Origin of the sequence: Streptomyces sp. NPDC056161 (assembly GCF_042268025.1) — a bacterium.
In the GTDB taxonomy this organism is placed as follows: Bacteria; Actinomycetota; Actinomycetes; order Streptomycetales; family Streptomycetaceae; genus Streptomyces.
This window is the reverse complement of sequence record NZ_JBHJUV010000004.1, coordinates 145040-161422: the sequence shown is the minus strand read 5'-3', so window position 1 is coordinate 161422 and position 16383 is coordinate 145040. Positions and strand designations below refer to the sequence as shown.

The following is a 16383-nucleotide window of genomic DNA, read 5'->3' as shown; positions in this document are numbered from 1 at the left end:
CTTGGCGTCCACGTACGGATAGACCGCACGGGCGGGCCCAACTCATCGGCGGGCAGGGGTGCCCCTGCCCGGCCGGACTACTCCGCCGGGAACTCGGCGGTGTCGATCGTGATGCCGAACGGCTCCGGCAGCTTGATGGGATCACCGAACTTCACGGCGCTGAGGACCCGGTAGACATCGCCTTTCGGCTCGCCGTAGAGCGTCACGGTGGGACCGCCGGGGGCCCAGCGGTCGACGAGGAGGTAGAGCGGGATGCCTGCGGTGGCGTAGGCGGCGGGTTTGGTGACCCGGTCGTGACGGCCGTTGGACTGGGACGTGACCTCGACGACGAGTTCGGCGAGGCTGGCTGGAAGGTAATTGTCCGTCTCCGGGTTCTCCTGGAGTGGAGCCACCACCAGGTCGGGGATGAACATGCCCAGACGAGAAGGCACAGCGATGGCCTGTGTCTGGAAAACCTCCCAGTCGTCGGGGATCACGGAGTACAGGCGACGCTGGATGCGTGCCGCGATCACATTGTGGCGGTACGCGGGAGCAGGTGACACGGTGACGATCCCCTCGATGATCTCCACCTTGCAGCCCTCTGGCGCGTCCGTCTCCTGCCAGATCCGGACGAGGCCGTCCCACTCGTGGCCGTTGGCCGTCATGTGGTCGACGGTGAGTGCGCTCATGGCGGTATCTCCTATCGGTACGTCACCGATCCCAGCATGCCGAACGGGACCGGCGCGGGTCCACCGATCCCGTTCACCCGAAAGGGAATGTCCGGGGAATCTCCCCTGGTCAGGCGATTCGTTCCAGCACCACCGGCGAGGCTGCGAACGGAGTCCCCGCGGGCGCGACGTCGTAGGCGCCCTCGATCGCCTCAAGTGCGTAGGCGAAGCGTTCCGGGGTGTCCGTGTGCAGGGTGAGCAGGGGCTCGCCCGCGGTCACCGGCTCGCCCGGCTTGGCGTGCAGTTCGACGCCCGCCGCCGCCTGCACCGGGTCCTCCTTGCGGGCGCGGCCCGCGCCCAGGCGCCAGGCGGCGACCCCGATGTCGTAGGCGTCGAGGCGGGTGAGGACGCCGGTGGCCGGGGCCGTGACGACGTGCTGTTCGCGGGACGTGGGCAGCGGGGCGTCGGGGTCGCCGCCCTGGGCCGCGATCATCCGGCGCCAGACGTCCATGGCCGAGCCGTCGGCGAGGGCCTTCGCCGGGTCGGCGTCCCGGATGCCCGCCGCGGCCAGCATCTCCCGGGCCAGGGCGAGGGTCAGCTCGACCACGTCCGCGGGGCCGCCGCCGGCCAGCACCTCGACGGACTCGCGGACCTCCAGGGCGTTGCCGGCCGTGCGGCCGAGCGGGGTCGCCATGTCGGTGAGGAGCGCGACGGTCCGTACCCCGTGGTCGGTGCCGAGGCCGACCATGGTCGAGGCCAGTTCGCGGGCGTCCTCGATCGTCTTCATGAAGGCACCGGAGCCCACCTTGACGTCCAGGACGAGCGAGCCGGTGCCCTCGGCGATCTTCTTCGACATGATCGAGGAGGCGATCAGCGGGATCGCCTCGACCGTGCCGGTGACGTCGCGCAGCGCGTACAGCTTCTTGTCCGCCGGGGCGAGGCCGTCGCCCGCGGCGCAGACCACCGCGCCGGTGGTGTCGAGGACGTGCAGCATCTCCTCGTTGGACAGCAGCGCGCGCCAGCCCGGGATGGACTCCAGCTTGTCGAGGGTGCCGCCGGTGTGGCCGAGGCCGCGTCCGGACAGCTGGGGCACGGCGGCCCCGCAGGCCGCCACCAGGGGCGCCAGCGGCAGGGTGATCTTGTCGCCGACCCCGCCGGTGGAGTGCTTGTCGGCCGTGGGCCGGGACAGCGAGGAGAAGTCCATGCGCTCGCCGGAGTCGATCATCGCGGCGGTCCAGCGGGCGATCTCGCGCCGGTTCATGCCGTTGAGCAGGACGGCCATCGCGAGGGCGGACATCTGCTCGTCGGCGACCTCCCCGCGGGTGTACGCGTCGATGACCCAGTCGATCTGCTCGTCGGTCAGTTCGCCGCGGTCCCGCTTGGTGCGGATGACGGAGATGGCGTCCATGGCCATGGCATTCCTTCCGGAGGTGCACAGGGGTGCGGCCCCCCTGAGCGAAGTCAAAGGGGCCGCACGGGAGTTACTTGGTGAGGTGGTCCGGGCCGAAGGCCTGCGGCAGCATCCGCGACAGCGGCAGGACGCCCTCGGGGGTGTCCAGGAGCAGGCTCGGGCCGCCGAACTCGTGGAGCAGCTGGCGGCAGCGACCGCACGGCACCAGCAGGCCGCCCGTGCCGTCCACACAGGTGAAGTGGGTGAGCCGGCCGCCTCCGGTGCGCTGGAGTTCGGAGACGAGCCCGCACTCGGCGCACAGGCCGAGACCGTACGAGGCGTTCTCCACGTTGCAGCCGGAGACCGTGCGCCCCTCGTCGACCAGGGCCGCCGCCCCGACCGGATAGCCCGAGTACGGTGCGTAGGCGTGGGACATGGCCTCCCGCGCCGCGGCGCGCAGCGCCTCCCAGTCGACGGCGGCGACGGCCGGCCCGGTCACTTGCCCTGTCCCTTCCGGTACGGCAGGCCGTCCGCCTTCGGCATCCGCAGGGACTGCGCGGACAACGACAGCACCAGCAGGGTGACGAGGTACGGGGTGGCGGTGACGACCTGGTTCGGCACGTCGTCCGTGGTCGCGTACCAGATGAACATCAGGGCCGTGATCACGGCGGTCACGACGGCGGGGACGTACTTCTTCCGCCAGGCGAGGTACGCCGCGCCGAACACCAGCAGGATGGCGAGGAGCAGGATCAGCGCGTGCACGTTCACCGTGCCGCCGCGCAGGTTGAGGCTGTCGGTGTAGCCGAACAGGCCCGCGCCCAGCGCGAGGCCGCCCGGCATCCAGTTGCCGAAGATCATCGCCGCGAGGCCGATGTAGCCGCGGCCCGCGGTCTGGCCGTCCAGGTACACGTTCGAGGCGACGATGGACAGGAAGGCGCCGCCGAGGCCGGCGAAACCGCCCGAGATGATCACCGCGAGGTACTTGTACTTGTACACGTTGACGCCGAGGGATTCGGCCGCCACCGGGTTCTCGCCGCAGGAGCGCAGCCGCAGGCCGAAGGACGTGCGCCACAGCACCCACCAGGTGATGGGCACCAGGGCCACCGCGATGACGGTGAGCGGCGACAGGTCGGTGACCAGACCGCCGAGCAGGCCGGCGATGTCGGAGACCAGGAACCAGTGTTTCTGGTTGAGGGTGTCCAGCCAGCCGGACAGTCCTGGGATGTCGAAGGTGCCGAGCGAACTGATCGGCGGGGACTGCTTGGCGGAGCCCTGCGGTGCGTCGGCGAAGGTGAACTTCGACAGATAGCGGGTGGTGCCGAGGGCGAGGATGTTCAGGGCCACACCGGAGACGATGTGGTTGACGTTGAAGGTGACGGTGGCGATGGCGTGCAGCAGGGCGCCGAGCGCACCGCCGATCACGCCGAAGAGCACGCCGGCCCACGGGCCCCACTGGTATCCGGCCCAGGCGCCGAACCAGGTCCCGAGGATCATCATGCCTTCGAGGCCGATGTTGACGACGCCGGCGCGTTCGGCCCACAGACCGCCGAGACCGGCGAGCCCGATCGGCACAGCGAGGCGCAGGGCGGTGGACATCTGGCCGGTGGAGGTGATGCCGTCCGCGCCGGTGACGAGGCGGACGATCGCCGTCAGCACCAGGACACCCGCGATGATCAGCAGGACTGTCGGGAGGGACAGGCGGCGGCTGCCCCGGACGGGCTGGGGCGCCTTCGGCTTCGTGACGGTCGCGGTGCTCATCAGGCCGCCACCTCTTCCTTCTTGATGGTCACGGCGGCGGCGGCCAGTTCGGCACCGACCTGGCGCTGCTGGCGGCGCAGACCCCACTGGCGTACGGCCTCGTACGAGATGACGACCGCGAAGACGATCAGACCCTGCATGATCGTCGCGATCTCCTTCTCGTACGCCACCGGGGTCGCGTAGTCGAGGGCGGGCGATGCCTTGTCGAGGAAGGCCCACAGCAGGGCGGCCAGCGCGATGCCGCCGGGGTGGTTGCGGCCGAGCAGGGCGATGCCGATGGCGGTGAAGCCGAGGCCGGCCGGGAAGCTCAGGCTGTAGGTGTGGGTGTCGCCGAGCAGCAGCGGCAGGCCGGACAGGCCCGCGACCGCGCCGGAGATCAGCATGGAGACCAGCACCATGCGCCTGGCGTTGACGCCGGAGGCCGCGGCGGCAGTCTCGGAGGCGCCGGTGGCGCGCAGGTCGAAGCCGAACCGGGTGCGATTGAGGACGAGCCAGTACAGAACGCCCAGCAGGACGGCGAGGAAGACCAGGCCGTAGATCTCGCCGACGTCGGAGCCGAGGTCGATGCCGGGGAACCAGCCGGACTCCTTCATGACGCCGGTCGTCATGTTGTTGCCGACCTGCACGCCCCAGACGTGCGCGAGGGTGACGTAGCCGATGACGGAGGTCGCGATGGAGTTCAGCATGATCGTGGCGACGACCTCGCTGACCCCCCGGGTGATCTTCAGGACACCGGCGATGCCGGCCCAGAAGGCGCCGGTGAACATGGCGACCAGCAGGAGCAGCGGTATCTGGAGGAAGGCCGGCAGGCCGATGTTCGCGCCGACCACGGCGGTCATCACCGCGGCGAGCCGGTACTGGCCGTCAACGCCGATGTTGAACAGGTTCATCCGGAAGCCGAGGGCGACCGCCAGGGCGGCGATGTAGTACATCGACGCCTGGTTGACGATCAGGACCTGGATGTCCGAGTACGGCAGCTGCTGGAGCATCAGCACATACGGCTGGAACGGGTTCTTCCCCGAGGCGAGCAGCACGATCGAGGTCAGCGCGATCGCGAGGACTAGCGCGATGACCGGTCCGGCCACCGCGAGGAGCACCCGTTCCTTGTCGAACTTCTTCATCGGGCCTCGTCCTCCGGAGGGGTGCCTACGTGTTCGAGGTGGCCGGAGACGGCCCCTGTCATGGCCGAGCCCAGTTCCTCCGGGGTGACGGTGGCCGGGTCGGCGTCCGCGACCAGCCTGCCGTTGTAGATCACCCGCAGGGTGTCCGACAGGCCGATCAGTTCGTCCAGGTCGGCGGAGATCAGCAGCACCGCCAGGCCCTCGCGGCGGGCCTGGCGGATGCGGTCCCAGATCTGCGCCTGGGCGCCGACGTCGACACCGCGGGTGGGGTGCGCGGCGATCAGGAACTTCGGTGCGTGACTCATCTCACGGCCGACGATGAGTTTCTGCTGGTTGCCGCCGGACAGCGAGGCCGCGGTGACGTCGATGCCGGGGGTGCGGACGTCGTACTCCTCGACGATCCGCCGGGTGTCCGCCTGGGCGCTGCCGAGGTCGAGCCAGAAGCCCCGGGCGTTGGGCTTCTCGGTGACATGGCCGAGGATGCGGTTCTCCCACAGCGGGGATTCCAGCAGGAGGCCCTGGCGGTGGCGGTCCTCGGGGATATAGCCGACGCCGGACTCGCGGCGCTTGCGGGTGGGCCAGGGGGTGATGTCCTCGCCGAGGAAGACGATCCGTCCGGAGTCGGCGTGCTTGGTGCCGATCAGCGCGTCGATCAGCTCGGTCTGGCCGTTGCCCTCGACGCCGGCGATGCCCATGACCTCGCCGGCGTGGATGGTGAAGGAGACGTCGTCGAGGACGCGTTTGGCCCCGTCGGCGCCTGCGGACTCGGCGAGGCCCTGGCCGGCCGGTTCGGTCTCCGCGCCGAGGGAGGCGCCGCCGCCCGCATAGACGGTGAGGTCGTCCACCTGGAGGACCACCTGGTCGGTGACGGTGGACTCGGCGGTCTCCGGGGTGGGCAGCTCGCTGCCGACCATCATCTCGGCGAGCTGGCGCGAGGTCGTCTCGGACGGGACGGCGGTGCCGACCGTCGTACCGCGCCGGATGACGGTGATGTCGTCGGCGACGGACAGCACCTCGCCCAGTTTGTGCGAGATGAAGATGACGGACAGGCCCTCGGACTTGAGTTCGCGCAGGTTGTCGAAGAGGGCGTCGACCTCCTGCGGCACGAGGACGGCGGTCGGCTCGTCGAGGATCAGGATCCTGGCGCCGCGGTAGAGGACCTTCAGGATCTCCACGCGCTGCCGGGCGGCGACGCCCAGGTCCTCCACCAGTACGTCGGGGCGGACGCCCAGGCCGTAGCGGTCGGAGATCTCCTTGATCTTCTTGCGGGCGGCACCGCCGATGCCGTACAGCTTCTCGCTGCCGAGGGCCACGTTCTCCAGCACGGTCAGGTTGTCCGCCAGCATGAAGTGCTGGTGCACCATGCCGATGCCGTGGGCGATGGCGTCGGCGGGGCTGGCGAAGGCGACCTGTGCGCCGTCGACGGCGATGGTGCCCTCGTCCGGCTTCTGCATGCCGTAGAGGATCTTCATCAGGGTCGACTTGCCGGCGCCGTTCTCGCCGACGAGGGCGTGCACGGTGCCCTTGCGGACGCTCAGGTGGATGTCGTGGTTGGCGACGACACCGGGAAATCGTTTGGTGATGCCCGCGAGCTCGACCGCGGCTGTCGACGGAGCGGTGGGCGGAGGGCTGCTGGACGCGTCGATGGCGCACTCTCCTCGGAAAAGGGGCCGCTCTACGCGCATAGCGCCCCTGCTTTAGATAGTGCTCGGGTCCGGTCGACTTGTGTCGCACTCGATCCGTTCCGAGCGGTCTGCCGCGCGAACGGGGCACGGGGAGGTCATCCTCCCCGCACCCCGTTCCGCGGCCGTAACGCTGCCATTACAGCGCTCTTTTGGCGATGCCCCGGACAGGCCGGCGCTCCGGTTCAGGACGTCTTGACCGTGATGCTGCCGTTCTTGATGCCGTCCTCGGCCTTCTTGAGCGCGGCCTGGAGGGCGGCGTTGTCCTTGAAGACCGGGTTGGACTCGGCGATACCCACGCCGCCGTTGTCGAGGGAACCGCGGATCTCGCCCGACAGCGGCTTCTTGTCCTTGAGGACGGACTTGGCGAGGTCGTACACCGCGCCCTCGACGTTCTTCGTCGCCGAGGTCAGGATGTGGTCCTTGTACTGGGCGAGCGCGCCCTGGAGGTACTGGTCGGAGTCGACGCCGATCGCCCACACCTTGTGTCCGGCGGCGGACTTGATCACGCCCTGCCCGGAGAGACCCGCCGCCTGGTAGACGACGTCCGCGCCCGCCTCGATCTGACCGTCCGCCGCGTTCTCGCCCTTGTCCGGGCTGGAGAAACCACCCTCGGCGGCCGTCGCGGTCAGGTACTGCTTCTCGATCTTGATCTTCGGGTTGACCGACTGCGCACCCTGCACGTACCCGGCCTCGAACTTGTGGATCAACGGAGTGTCCACGCCACCGATGAAGCCGATGTGGTTCTTCTTCGTGGTCATGGCCGCGGCCACACCCGCCAGATACGACGACTGCTCCTCGTGGAAGACCATGTCGGCGACGTTGTCCGCCTTGATGGTGTCGTCGTCGATGATGCCGAAGCTGACCTTCGGGTACTTGGCGGAGACCTCCTTGACGGCCGGGGCGTAGGCGTAGCCGACCCCGATGATCGGGTTGTAGCCCTCCTTGGCGAGGGTGTCCAGGCGCTGCACCTTGTCCGCGTCGGACTCGCCGTCCTGCGGCTCGATGTCCCGCCCGCCGGCGCCGAAGTCCTTCTCGGCCTTCTGGAAGCCCGCGTAGGCGGCGTCGTTGAAGGACTGGTCGCCCTTGCCGCCGACGTCGTACGCGAGGCCGATACCCTTGGACTTTCCGCTGCCCGCGGACGAGGTGGACGAGCTGCCACAGGCAGAAGCTGTGACGGCGAGGGCTGCGGTTGCAACGCCCGCAACCGCGATACGGGACACCCGGCGCATGGAACGAGACTCCTTCGTGCAAGCGCCCATACCAGGCGCTGATTCCGGCGCAGCGTAACGCGCGTAGACCAGACGGAAAACCCCTTCTGTCCGCTCCGTTATCGAGATGTGGCGTAAGCCGGGCCCAGCTGACACACAGCGATGTGCCCCTTGCGGGAGGCAAGGGGCACATCGCCGCGGGGAAGCGCGGGCGGCACCGGCCGGGACCATCCGGCCTCCGGTGCCAAGGCGCGGGTCCCGGTGGGCTCAGGTCCGCGGGCTCACTGGGTCCTGACGGTGATCCGGCCGTCGATGATGTCCTGCTTGGCCTTGTCCACGGCCGAGACGACGTCCTTCATCGCCTGGTACTTGGGGTTGGTGTCGGCGAAGCCCACCCCGCCCGACTTGAGGTCGCCGCGCACCTCGCCGCTGAGCGGCTTGCCGTCGACGACGGACTTGGCGAGGTCGTACACCGCGCCGCCGACGTTCTTCAGGGCCGAACCGAGGATGTAGTCCTTGTACTGGGCGAGCGCGCCCTGCTCGTACTGGTCGGAGTCGACGCCGATCGCCCACACCTTGTGTCCGGCGGCGGACTTGATCACGCCCTGGCCGGAGAGACCCGCCGCCTGGTAGACGACGTCCGCGCCCGCCTCGATCTGACCGTCCGCCGCGTTCTCGCCCTTGTCCGGGCTGGAGAAACCGCCCTCCGCGGCCGTCTCGGTCAGGTACTGCTTCTCGATCTTGATCTTCGGGTTGACCGACTGCGCGCCCTGCACGTACCCGGCCTCGAACTTGTGGATCAACGGAGTGTCCACACCACCGATGAAGCCGATGTGGTTCTTCTTCGTGGTCATGGCCGCGGCCACACCCGCCAGATACGACGACTGCTCCTCATGGAAGACCATGTCGGCGACGTTCTTCTCCGTGATGGTGTCGTCGTCGATGATCCCGAAGCTGACCTTCGGGTACTTGACGGAGACCTCCTTCACCGCCGGCGCGTACGCGTAGCCGACCCCGATGATCGGGTTGTAGCCCTGCTTGGCCAGCGTCTCCAGGCGCTGCACCTTGTCCGCGTCGGACTCGCCGTCCTGCGGCTCGATGTCCCGCCCGCCGATCTTGAACTCCTGCTCCGCCTTCTGGAAGCCCGCGTAGGCGGCGTCGTTGAAGGACTGGTCGCCCTTGCCGCCGACGTCGTACGCCAGGCCGATGCCCTTGCCCGCGTACTTGCCGTCCTTGGTGGTCCCCGCGGAATCGCTGCTGGACTTGCCGCATCCCGCGGCGGCGACGGCGACGACCGCGACGGCCACCGCGACTTGGGAGAACCCCGTCCTCCGAGAGTTCAGACGCACAGCAAGCACCCCTTCATCCCCACGGCGCCGTCGCCGGCCCCGCCGCTTCCCCAATGTGCCGCCTCTGGAGGCGATTTCGGCGCACAGTAACGCGCGTAGAAGGGGAGGGGAACGGGGTTGTACCCGGCCGTTACCGATTCGTGCCGCCCCATGGTTACGGCCGCGCATCACGGGTTACACCCGGGTGACACAAGGGGACGAAGCGGCACCGATCCGGCACCGCTCCGTCCCCTGACGTCTGCGTCGTGTCCTGCTGGCGTCTGCACCGTCTTCTGACGTCTGCGTCGTGTCCTGACGCCTGCGTCGTGTCCTGACGCCTGCGTCGTGTCCTGACGCCTGCGTCGTGTCCTGACGCCTGCGTCGTGTCCTGACGCCTGCGTCGTGTGCTGACGCCTGCGTCGTGTGCTGACGTCCGCGCCGTCTCCTGACGTCCGCGCCCCGCCCGGCGGGCTTCGTCCGGCCGGCCCCGCTTACCGTGCCGCGTCGAGCAGCACGGCGGCGGTGAACAGCTCGACGCCCACCGCGATGGCGTACTCGTCCACGTCGAAGTCGCCCTGGTGCAGGTCGCGCGACTGCCGCTCACCGGGCGGGCGCACGCCGAGCCGGGCCATGGCGCCGGGCACGTGCTCCAGGTACCAGGAGAAGTCCTCGCCGCCGAGGCTCTGCTCGGTGCCCTCCACGGCCTCGGCACCGCGCCGGGTGACCATGGCGTCCCGCAGCAGTTCGGTCACCGCCGGGTCGTTGACCACGGGCGGCACCCCGCGCACGTAGGTGATCTCCGACTTCGCCCGGTGCATGGTGGCGACCTCGTCGACCGCGGCGTGCACCACGTCCGGGGCCAGCCGCCAGGCTCCGAGGTCGAGGCAGCGCACCGTGCCCGACAGCTCGGCGTGCTGCGGGATCACGTTCGGCGCGTGCCCCGACTCGATCCGCCCCCAGGTCACGGCGAGCCCGCCGCGGCTGTCCACCCGCCGGGCCACCAGCGCGGGCACGTCGGTGGCGACGCGGGCCGCGGCGGTCACCAGGTCGGTGGTGAGGTGCGGCCGGGCGGTGTGCCCGCCGGGGCCGTCCAGGGCCACCTCCAGCCGGTCGCAGGCGCTGGTGATCGCACCCTGCCGCAGCCCGATCCGTCCTGCGTCCACCCGCGGATCGCAGTGCACGGCGATGATCTTCCCCACGCCGTCGAGCACCCCGGCCTCGATGGCGTCGACGGCGCCGCCGGGCAGCACCTCCTCGGCGGGCTGGAACAGCAGCCGCACCGGCTGCGGCAGCAGCCCCTGCCGGTGCAGCTCGGCCAGGACGAGACCGGCCCCCAGCACCACGGTCGTGTGCACGTCGTGCCCGCACGCGTGGGCGCGGTCCGGCACCGTCGACCGGTACGGGCAGTCACTCTTGGTGTCCGGGATGGGCAGGGCGTCGATGTCGGCGCGCAGTGCGAACAAAGGTCCGGACGGGCCGCTCTCCGGTACGCCGATGTCACAGACAAGACCGGTTCCGAGGGCGAGGACCCGGGGTTCGAGCCCGGCCTGTTCGAGTCTTGCCTTGATCGCCTCGGTGGTACGGAACTCCTGGTTGCCGAGTTCGGGGTGCATGTGCAGGTCGCGTCGGAACGCCACCAGCTCGGCGTGCAGCGCCTCGCTGAGCGTGCCGGGGAGCACGGCATCCTCGGGAAGGTCGGCCTCGGACTCTCTGGACATCAGTTGGTTCACCCTTTGAAGGGTATGCCGACCCGCCGGTCAACTACCCCTCGATCAACAAAACTTCAGCCCGTCAGGCGAAAAAACCTGGCCACCGGGCGCATAGCGGTCGACAAAGATGGGTAAACTCGCTCGCTCGTCGTCCGTGACGATCATGAACCCGACGGTTCCTCCCTCCACGACTACCACGCCCGGCCCGGCCGGGGCCCCGGCCGTCCACCTGGCGGGACTGTCGGCGCGGGTCCGCGGCGGCGGCGCCGGGAGGACCCGCGGCGGCACCGCGCCCGGCCGCGTTCAGCCACCACAGGCTCGGTAGCCCGCGCCGACGTGACCGACGACGACACCACCACGGATTTCCTCGACGCCACCCGTTCCTTCTCTCCTACGACCTCTCCTACGACGTCATCGCCCAGGACTACGCGGGCCGCTTCCCGGACGGGTTCGGGGCGGGCGTCGACCATGGTTCCCGCCAGGGTTCGTGCCGGCCCGGAAGGCCGGGTGACGCGTGCCGAGCCGGGGGGAGCCTGATCACCGGGGAGGCCGGCCCGGGTGTAGGTCACCCGCCTCCGGATACGCCGCGCCGACTATTTCTTCCGGGGTGTACCGGATCCCGTCCCGGTCCAGGAGAACGTGGCCGGGATCGCGGTAGTAGGCCGACATCAGACGACCGTTCCACGGAGTGATGACCCGCTCCATCGGATAAAAGCCACAGGAGTGGTAGTCCAGATCCGCCTTTCGCGCCAAGTCGGCGGCAGAGGTGAATATCTTGTGTTCCGACAGATCCTCGACGCTGATGAGCAGGCGTTTTTCACCCGCTTGTTGAGCGGTGCCCAGATGAAGGTACTCAACGGCGTAGGAAGTATTTGCCACGTCTCGCAGACTCAACGGCTTTTTTGATGCGGCAACCGGACGCCAGAGCGGATCCATTCCGGCCAGATGATCGACGGTCTCCACCGGATCGAGCGTTCCTCCGTGGTTTGTTTTCGACTCGATCAGCGGCATCAGGACCGACAAGAAGTCGGAGGCACTTATCGTCGGCGACGTATGCACTTCATTGGCCGCCAGATATCTGCGCAGGTGCTTCTTGAAGACACTGCACAGCAGCTCGTGCCGCTCGTCCACCAGGAACATCCATTGCTCCAGTGCCTGCCTGGTGAGCGTTCCCTGCGCGTACCAGGGAAAGAGGTGGAGGTAGTACTGCACGCGGGGCACCTGGATGACCACGTCGACGGGGATCGCGGTCGGCAGGACCGATACCAGTGCGGCCGTCATGCCGGCGAGCAAGGTGCCCATCTGTATCTCGTACAGATTCAGGCGGGGATCGCTCCTTATCTCGTGGATGACGTGGCGTGAGTCGGGCTGGACATCGAGTATGGGCGCGTCGAGCCGACTGCCGTTTTCGAGGTGGGCGTGTACGGAGCGCGCACTGAACAGGCATGAACCGAGGACGAGGGTCACCCGGTCGTATTCGGATACTTTCTTCAGCAGGTTCGCGCCGCGCCGCAGCAGCGCGAAGTCGGTCGTCCCGCCGACGGTGACCTGCGGCAGGAACACCGCGGAGCCGTCGCCGCGTGTCTCACGTATGACGTCTCCGCCAGGGTTCACCTCGGCCGTCTCAAGGAATTCGGCGAACCATCGGATACGGTCGTGGCTCCGCCGGAGGGGTCGGGCGTCCTGGTGGGCGACGGGGTCCGGTCGATGGGCCGGTCGATGGGCCGCCTTGGACCGTTCGGCCGCTTCGTCGAACTGGGGCAGGCTGACGACGGTGAGGTTCTCGGCATTCTCCAGTGGGCGGTTTCGTCGATCAGCACCAAGATCTTGCCAGGAAAACTTTGCTTCACTCCCATCCTCATGCATGACCGAGGTTGCCTGTTCGTCAAATACCGCAACCTTTGGCGACATCTTACCGCCCTTCACGATTCAGATTCGGCAGCAAGGCCGAATGGCAACGTATTCGCATTCCCCCCGCAGCCCCCTTTCGCTTTTCTATCGACCGCGTGTGTCCTGCAATCAATTACCTGGTGAATTCGCGGTCGCCCTTGATCATCAAGTGGGTTCGCATCCTCAGGCACGGTCGTCCGGCGCCGAGCGGCGGGGCCCGATGACGTATCGGGAGGCGTTCGATGGCCAGAGCGGGGTAGACGTGCAGGATCGGCGGTAGGCGGTGGGACACCGGCGGGGCGACCGAGCGGCCCGGTGCCGGGGAGGGGAGACCGAAGCGTGACAGCGGAGCGGGCCGACGCGGACACGGTGGAAGCGCTCGTCGGCTACGACGGTCGGCTGCTGCTCATACGCGGGACGGACGGCTGGGGTCTGCCCTCCGGCACCCCGCAGCCGGCCGAGACGGCCGAGGCCACCGCGGCGCGTGTCGTCTACGAACTGACGGGTTACTTGGTCGACGGCGCCCAGCCGCTGGAGCCCCAGGAGGGCGCGGTGCCGACGGTGGTGTGCCAGTTGCTGAGCGAGTCACCGTCGGAGGGCGGCCGGCTCCCATCCGATCGGATCCGCTGGATCCCGTACGAGGAGACCGCGGAGGCGGCGCTGTCCACGGTCGTACGCGACTATCTGGAGGGGCACGCGCCCACGTGACGGCCCCGTTACGGCCCTGGCCCGGCGGCGGCAGGGCGTGGGCCGTCTTCCGTCTGCGGCGGCAGTGTCGTGATGGGCCGCCGCCCGCTCAGGCCGCGGCGAGTTCGCACCATACGTATTTGCCCCGGTCCCCGAACCGGGCCGAGGGCCGCCAGCCCCAGCAGTCCGCGCAAGCCATCACCAACCCCAACCCCCGCCCCTCCTCCACATCCAGGGCCAACCCCAACGGCTGGGGCGGGTCCGGCGGCTCCGGGTCGGTGTCCCACGCCCCGATCCACACCACGCCCTCCGGAGAACGCCGCACCCTGAGCGCGGCCGGCCCCTTCGTATGCCGCACGGCATTGGACACCAACTCCGCCGCCAGCAACTCCGCCGTGTCCACCAGCCCGATCAGACCATGGACAGTCAGGATCAGACGGAGAGTACGACGGCAGACCGTCACCGCTCTGAGGTCGTTGGGAACATAGAGGGTGTAGTCCCAGCTCTCGTGCACGTTCTCGGACATGCGGCGTCAACTCCATTGCGGTGAAGGGGATTTCGCGCGCGGTGGCATTGCCGCAGCCGTCGCGGCAGGACGGGGCGGTGCACTTCCGCAGCGTGTGCGTTGCCCTACCGAGAGTAGGGGCCAATTTTGGTCCCAGGCAAGTCGTTGCCATAATCTGACGCTCGAACGAGTTGCTGCTCTCGGGCAGTTGGGCCCGGAGGAGGAAGCCATGCCACGCAGGCAGCAGGCCACCGCACGTCAGGAACGACTGGGTGCTGAGCTGCGGAAACTACGCGAAGCGGCGGGGCTCAAGGGCCGTGACGCTGCCGCACTGCTGGGAACGGACTCCGCCCAGGTGAGCCAGATCGAGGCCGGTCTAGCAGGCGTCAGTGAGGCACGGGTACGCAGAATCGCGGCTCACTACGCCTGCACAAACCCGGAACTGGTCGATGCCCTCACGGCAATGACAGCCGATCGAACGCGCGGCTGGTGGGAGGAGTACCGGGGCCGACTGCCCACATCGTTCCTGGACCTGTCGGAACTGGAGTACTACGCCGCCTACCGCTGGGACGTGGAGTTCCTGCATGTTCCCGGGCTTCTTCAGACTGAGGACTGCGCGCGGGCCCTCTTCTCGTCCCGCGTTCCCGAACTCCCCGAAGACGAGTTGAAACTGCGCGTGCAGCATCGCATGCAGAGGCGCGTCATCTTGGAGAAGTCACCAGTTGTTCCGTACCAAGCCGTGGTCCATGAAGCAGCACTCCGCATGATGGTCAGCAGCCGCGCCGCTTCACAGGCGCAGCTTGCCCGCATCTTGGAACTCTCCGAAGCAGACCACATCACAGTGCGCGTGATCCCCTTCAACCTGGAGCACTTCGCCGACCTGGGGTCCGCCATGGTGTATGCGGGCGGCGCCGTCCCGAAGCTGGACACTGTGGTACGCGACGGCCCCCACGGCACGATCTTCATCGACTCCGAAGCACAACTGGAAGTCTTCCGAACGCATTTCCGTAGAGTTGAGACAGTGTCGCTCAACCCCAGCCAGTCACGTGCCTTGATCCACAGGCTCGCGAAAGAAGTGTGAGATAAACATGGCCAACCGCGACCACTGGCGCAAGTCGTCCTACTCAGGCGGTGGCGACGGCAACGCGTGCGTAGAGATCGCCACCCGCCCCACCCACATAGCCATCCGCGACTCCAAGGACCCCGCCGTGGGCACCCTTGCCTTACCCGCCGAGGCATTCACGGCGTTCATCACGGCATTTAGGGGGCGGGCAACCAGTGACAACTGCTTGACGGTGATTCCGGCTGATCGTTACTGACAGCCGAATCAGGCTCGCCGAGTCGGGGAGTGGCCGGAACGGTCAACGCCGCCGGCCCCTCCACCATGACTGCGGCTGTACCCGGAGAAGCCGGGCGGTGGCTGAAACCCCTGCGTAACGCCACTCAGTGTGTCCATCGTGTAATGCGAGGCAGACACGCTACCCCCTGCCACCGCCGCGTAATAATCCTTCAACGAACCCGAATGAGAGTCCTGCACGGACGGCTCACCTCCATGACCATCCATCGGAACAGAACCGGCCTGCGAATAACCAACCGCGGAAGACGAAGCATACAACGCGACAGTCGAATTAACCGAATAACCCCAAACGGAACCAGCCTGCGAATAATCGAACCCCTCCCCCAGGCCCGGCATATCGACAGAATTCACCGGCGAAGAATGAACCGCCGAATTTACCAACTGCTCCCATACCTCACCCTGTCCCGCTCCCTGCTCGTTTCGAGCACCGCTCATCTCCGTCCCCGTCTCCCCCGAGGGAGTCATCCCCTTTTCAGCATCCATCCTCATCTTCTTCGCCTCCTGCGAGAGCTTCCTCTTCTTATGAGCCTCGCTCATCTTCTCCCTCGTCGCCTTCGAGACAGTCCTCCCCGTGCTAGCCTCGCCTATCTTCCTCCTAGCCGCCTCCGAGAGAGTCTTCCCCGTTCTAGTCTCGCTCATCCTCCTCCTCGTCTCCGCCGAGAGAGTCTTCCCCTTATTCCAGGGAGCCTTCCCCTTATTAGCCTCGCCTATCTTCCTCCTCGCCGCCTCCGAGAGAGTCTTCCCCGTTCTAGTCTCGCTCATCTTCCTCCTCGTCTCCGCCGAGAGAGTCTTCCCCTTATTCCAGGGAGCCTTCCCCTTTCTAGCCGCGCCTGTCTTCGCCTCTTCCGAGGTCGGCATTTCTTCCGGCACAACATCCTCCATGCCATAGAATTGACAGAACCCACAGGCGAGAACCATCCCCGCCCCCTGCTCAACGAGCTCACCAGCCCACCGGTTCACCGTCACACCAAGAGCTACAGCGTGTGTAGCAGCCAGCGGACGCACTCGTTGGAGGTCTCCAACCTCCACACCCACATAGCCATCCGCGACCTCCAAAACCCCCACCCGAGCCACCCTCAGCGCCTTACGCAAGCCCCC

15 protein-coding genes are annotated in these 16383 nt (G+C 67.9%); 3 read left to right on the top strand and 12 right to left on the bottom strand.

Annotated elements, in window-relative coordinates:
• Window positions 1–77: 77 nt before the first annotated feature.
• The 10 genes from ACFC09_RS05915 to ACFC09_RS05870 all read right to left on the bottom strand — a co-directional run bounded on the left by ACFC09_RS05915 (window position 78) and on the right by ACFC09_RS05870 (window position 12772).
• Window positions 78–668: a Uma2 family endonuclease gene (locus tag ACFC09_RS05915; RefSeq protein WP_376524251.1), complete on the bottom strand. Its 591-nt coding sequence runs from the start codon at window positions 666–668 to the stop codon at window positions 78–80.
• 109 nt (window positions 669–777) lie between these two features.
• Entirely contained in the window at window positions 778–2061 is a 1284-nt protein-coding gene (locus tag ACFC09_RS05910; RefSeq protein ID WP_376524250.1) for a thymidine phosphorylase, read from the bottom strand.
• Between the two features lie 67 nt (window positions 2062–2128).
• Complete coding sequence (locus ACFC09_RS05905) at window positions 2129–2536, bottom strand: cytidine deaminase (RefSeq protein ID WP_376524249.1); 408 nt, start codon at window positions 2534–2536, stop codon at window positions 2129–2131.
• Complete coding sequence (locus ACFC09_RS05900; RefSeq protein WP_376524248.1) at window positions 2533–3795, bottom strand: ABC transporter permease; 1263 nt, start codon at window positions 3793–3795, stop codon at window positions 2533–2535. Before ACFC09_RS05900 ends, ACFC09_RS05905 begins: the two co-directional genes overlap by 4 nt.
• Complete coding sequence (locus ACFC09_RS05895; RefSeq protein WP_376524247.1) at window positions 3795–4916, bottom strand: ABC transporter permease; 1122 nt, start codon at window positions 4914–4916, stop codon at window positions 3795–3797. Before ACFC09_RS05895 ends, ACFC09_RS05900 begins: the two co-directional genes overlap by 1 nt.
• The gene (locus tag ACFC09_RS05890; RefSeq protein WP_376524246.1) at window positions 4913–6601 is read right to left on the bottom strand and encodes an ABC transporter ATP-binding protein; all 1689 of its coding nucleotides are present in this window, start codon (window positions 6599–6601) and stop codon (window positions 4913–4915) included. Before ACFC09_RS05890 ends, ACFC09_RS05895 begins: the two co-directional genes overlap by 4 nt.
• Window positions 6602–6783: 182 nt before the next feature.
• Window positions 6784–7830, bottom strand: a complete 1047-nt coding sequence (locus tag ACFC09_RS05885; RefSeq protein ID WP_376524245.1) for a BMP family protein — start codon at window positions 7828–7830, stop codon at window positions 6784–6786.
• A 260-nt stretch (window positions 7831–8090) separates the two neighbouring features.
• A complete protein-coding gene (locus tag ACFC09_RS05880; RefSeq protein ID WP_376524405.1) occupies window positions 8091–9116 on the bottom strand; it encodes a BMP family protein in 1026 nt (341 codons plus the stop codon).
• Window positions 9117–9628: 512 nt separating this feature from the next.
• On the bottom strand, window positions 9629–10855 hold the full coding sequence (locus ACFC09_RS05875; protein ID WP_376524244.1) for an amidohydrolase: 1227 nt from the start codon (window positions 10853–10855) through the stop codon (window positions 9629–9631).
• A gap of 528 nt (window positions 10856–11383) precedes the next feature.
• Window positions 11384–12772: a hypothetical protein gene (locus tag ACFC09_RS05870; protein ID WP_376524243.1), complete on the bottom strand. Its 1389-nt coding sequence runs from the start codon at window positions 12770–12772 to the stop codon at window positions 11384–11386.
• 303 nt (window positions 12773–13075) lie between these two features.
• Here ACFC09_RS05870 and ACFC09_RS05865 point away from each other — a divergent pair, with 303 nt between their 5' ends.
• Complete coding sequence (locus tag ACFC09_RS05865; RefSeq protein ID WP_376524242.1) at window positions 13076–13444, top strand: NUDIX domain-containing protein; 369 nt, start codon at window positions 13076–13078, stop codon at window positions 13442–13444.
• An 88-nt stretch (window positions 13445–13532) separates the two neighbouring features.
• On the opposite strand, the gene ACFC09_RS05860 is transcribed toward ACFC09_RS05865, so the two are convergent.
• Complete coding sequence (locus ACFC09_RS05860) at window positions 13533–13949, bottom strand: ATP-binding protein (protein WP_376524241.1); 417 nt, start codon at window positions 13947–13949, stop codon at window positions 13533–13535.
• Window positions 13950–14157: 208 nt separating this feature from the next.
• On the opposite strand from ACFC09_RS05860, the gene ACFC09_RS05855 reads away from it, so the two are divergent.
• Both ACFC09_RS05855 and ACFC09_RS05850 read left to right on the top strand, forming a co-directional pair.
• Complete coding sequence (locus ACFC09_RS05855) at window positions 14158–15009, top strand: helix-turn-helix domain-containing protein (protein ID WP_376524240.1); 852 nt, start codon at window positions 14158–14160, stop codon at window positions 15007–15009.
• A 7-nt stretch (window positions 15010–15016) separates the two neighbouring features.
• Entirely contained in the window at window positions 15017–15247 is a 231-nt protein-coding gene (locus tag ACFC09_RS05850; protein ID WP_376524239.1) for a DUF397 domain-containing protein, read from the top strand.
• Window positions 15248–15255: 8 nt separating this feature from the next.
• Here the strand turns inward: ACFC09_RS05850 and ACFC09_RS05845 are convergent, their stop codons facing one another.
• Window positions 15256–16377: an NUMOD3 domain-containing DNA-binding protein gene (locus ACFC09_RS05845; RefSeq protein ID WP_376524238.1), complete on the bottom strand. Its 1122-nt coding sequence runs from the start codon at window positions 16375–16377 to the stop codon at window positions 15256–15258.
• Window positions 16378–16383: the final 6 nt, after the last annotated feature.

What these genes read in the sequence shown, in the direction of transcription:
- ACFC09_RS05915 (WP_376524251.1), bottom strand. Translation starts at nt 668, where the DNA reads ATGAGCGCACTCACCGTCGACCACATGACGGCCAACGGCCACGAGTGG.
- ACFC09_RS05910 (WP_376524250.1), bottom strand. Translation starts at nt 2,061, where the DNA reads ATGGCCATGGACGCCATCTCCGTCATCCGCACCAAGCGGGACCGCGGC.
- ACFC09_RS05900 (WP_376524248.1), bottom strand. Translation starts at nt 3,795, where the DNA reads ATGAGCACCGCGACCGTCACGAAGCCGAAGGCGCCCCAGCCCGTCCGG.
- ACFC09_RS05895 (WP_376524247.1), bottom strand. Translation starts at nt 4,916, where the DNA reads ATGAAGAAGTTCGACAAGGAACGGGTGCTCCTCGCGGTGGCCGGACCG.
- ACFC09_RS05890 (WP_376524246.1), bottom strand. Translation starts at nt 6,601, where the DNA reads ATGCGCGTAGAGCGGCCCCTTTTCCGAGGAGAGTGCGCCATCGACGCG.
- ACFC09_RS05885 (WP_376524245.1), bottom strand. Translation starts at nt 7,830, where the DNA reads ATGCGCCGGGTGTCCCGTATCGCGGTTGCGGGCGTTGCAACCGCAGCC.
- ACFC09_RS05875 (WP_376524244.1), bottom strand. Translation starts at nt 10,855, where the DNA reads ATGTCCAGAGAGTCCGAGGCCGACCTTCCCGAGGATGCCGTGCTCCCC.
- ACFC09_RS05860 (WP_376524241.1), bottom strand. Translation starts at nt 13,949, where the DNA reads ATGTCCGAGAACGTGCACGAGAGCTGGGACTACACCCTCTATGTTCCC.
- ACFC09_RS05855 (WP_376524240.1), top strand. Translation starts at nt 14,158, where the DNA reads ATGCCACGCAGGCAGCAGGCCACCGCACGTCAGGAACGACTGGGTGCT.
- ACFC09_RS05850 (WP_376524239.1), top strand. Translation starts at nt 15,017, where the DNA reads ATGGCCAACCGCGACCACTGGCGCAAGTCGTCCTACTCAGGCGGTGGC.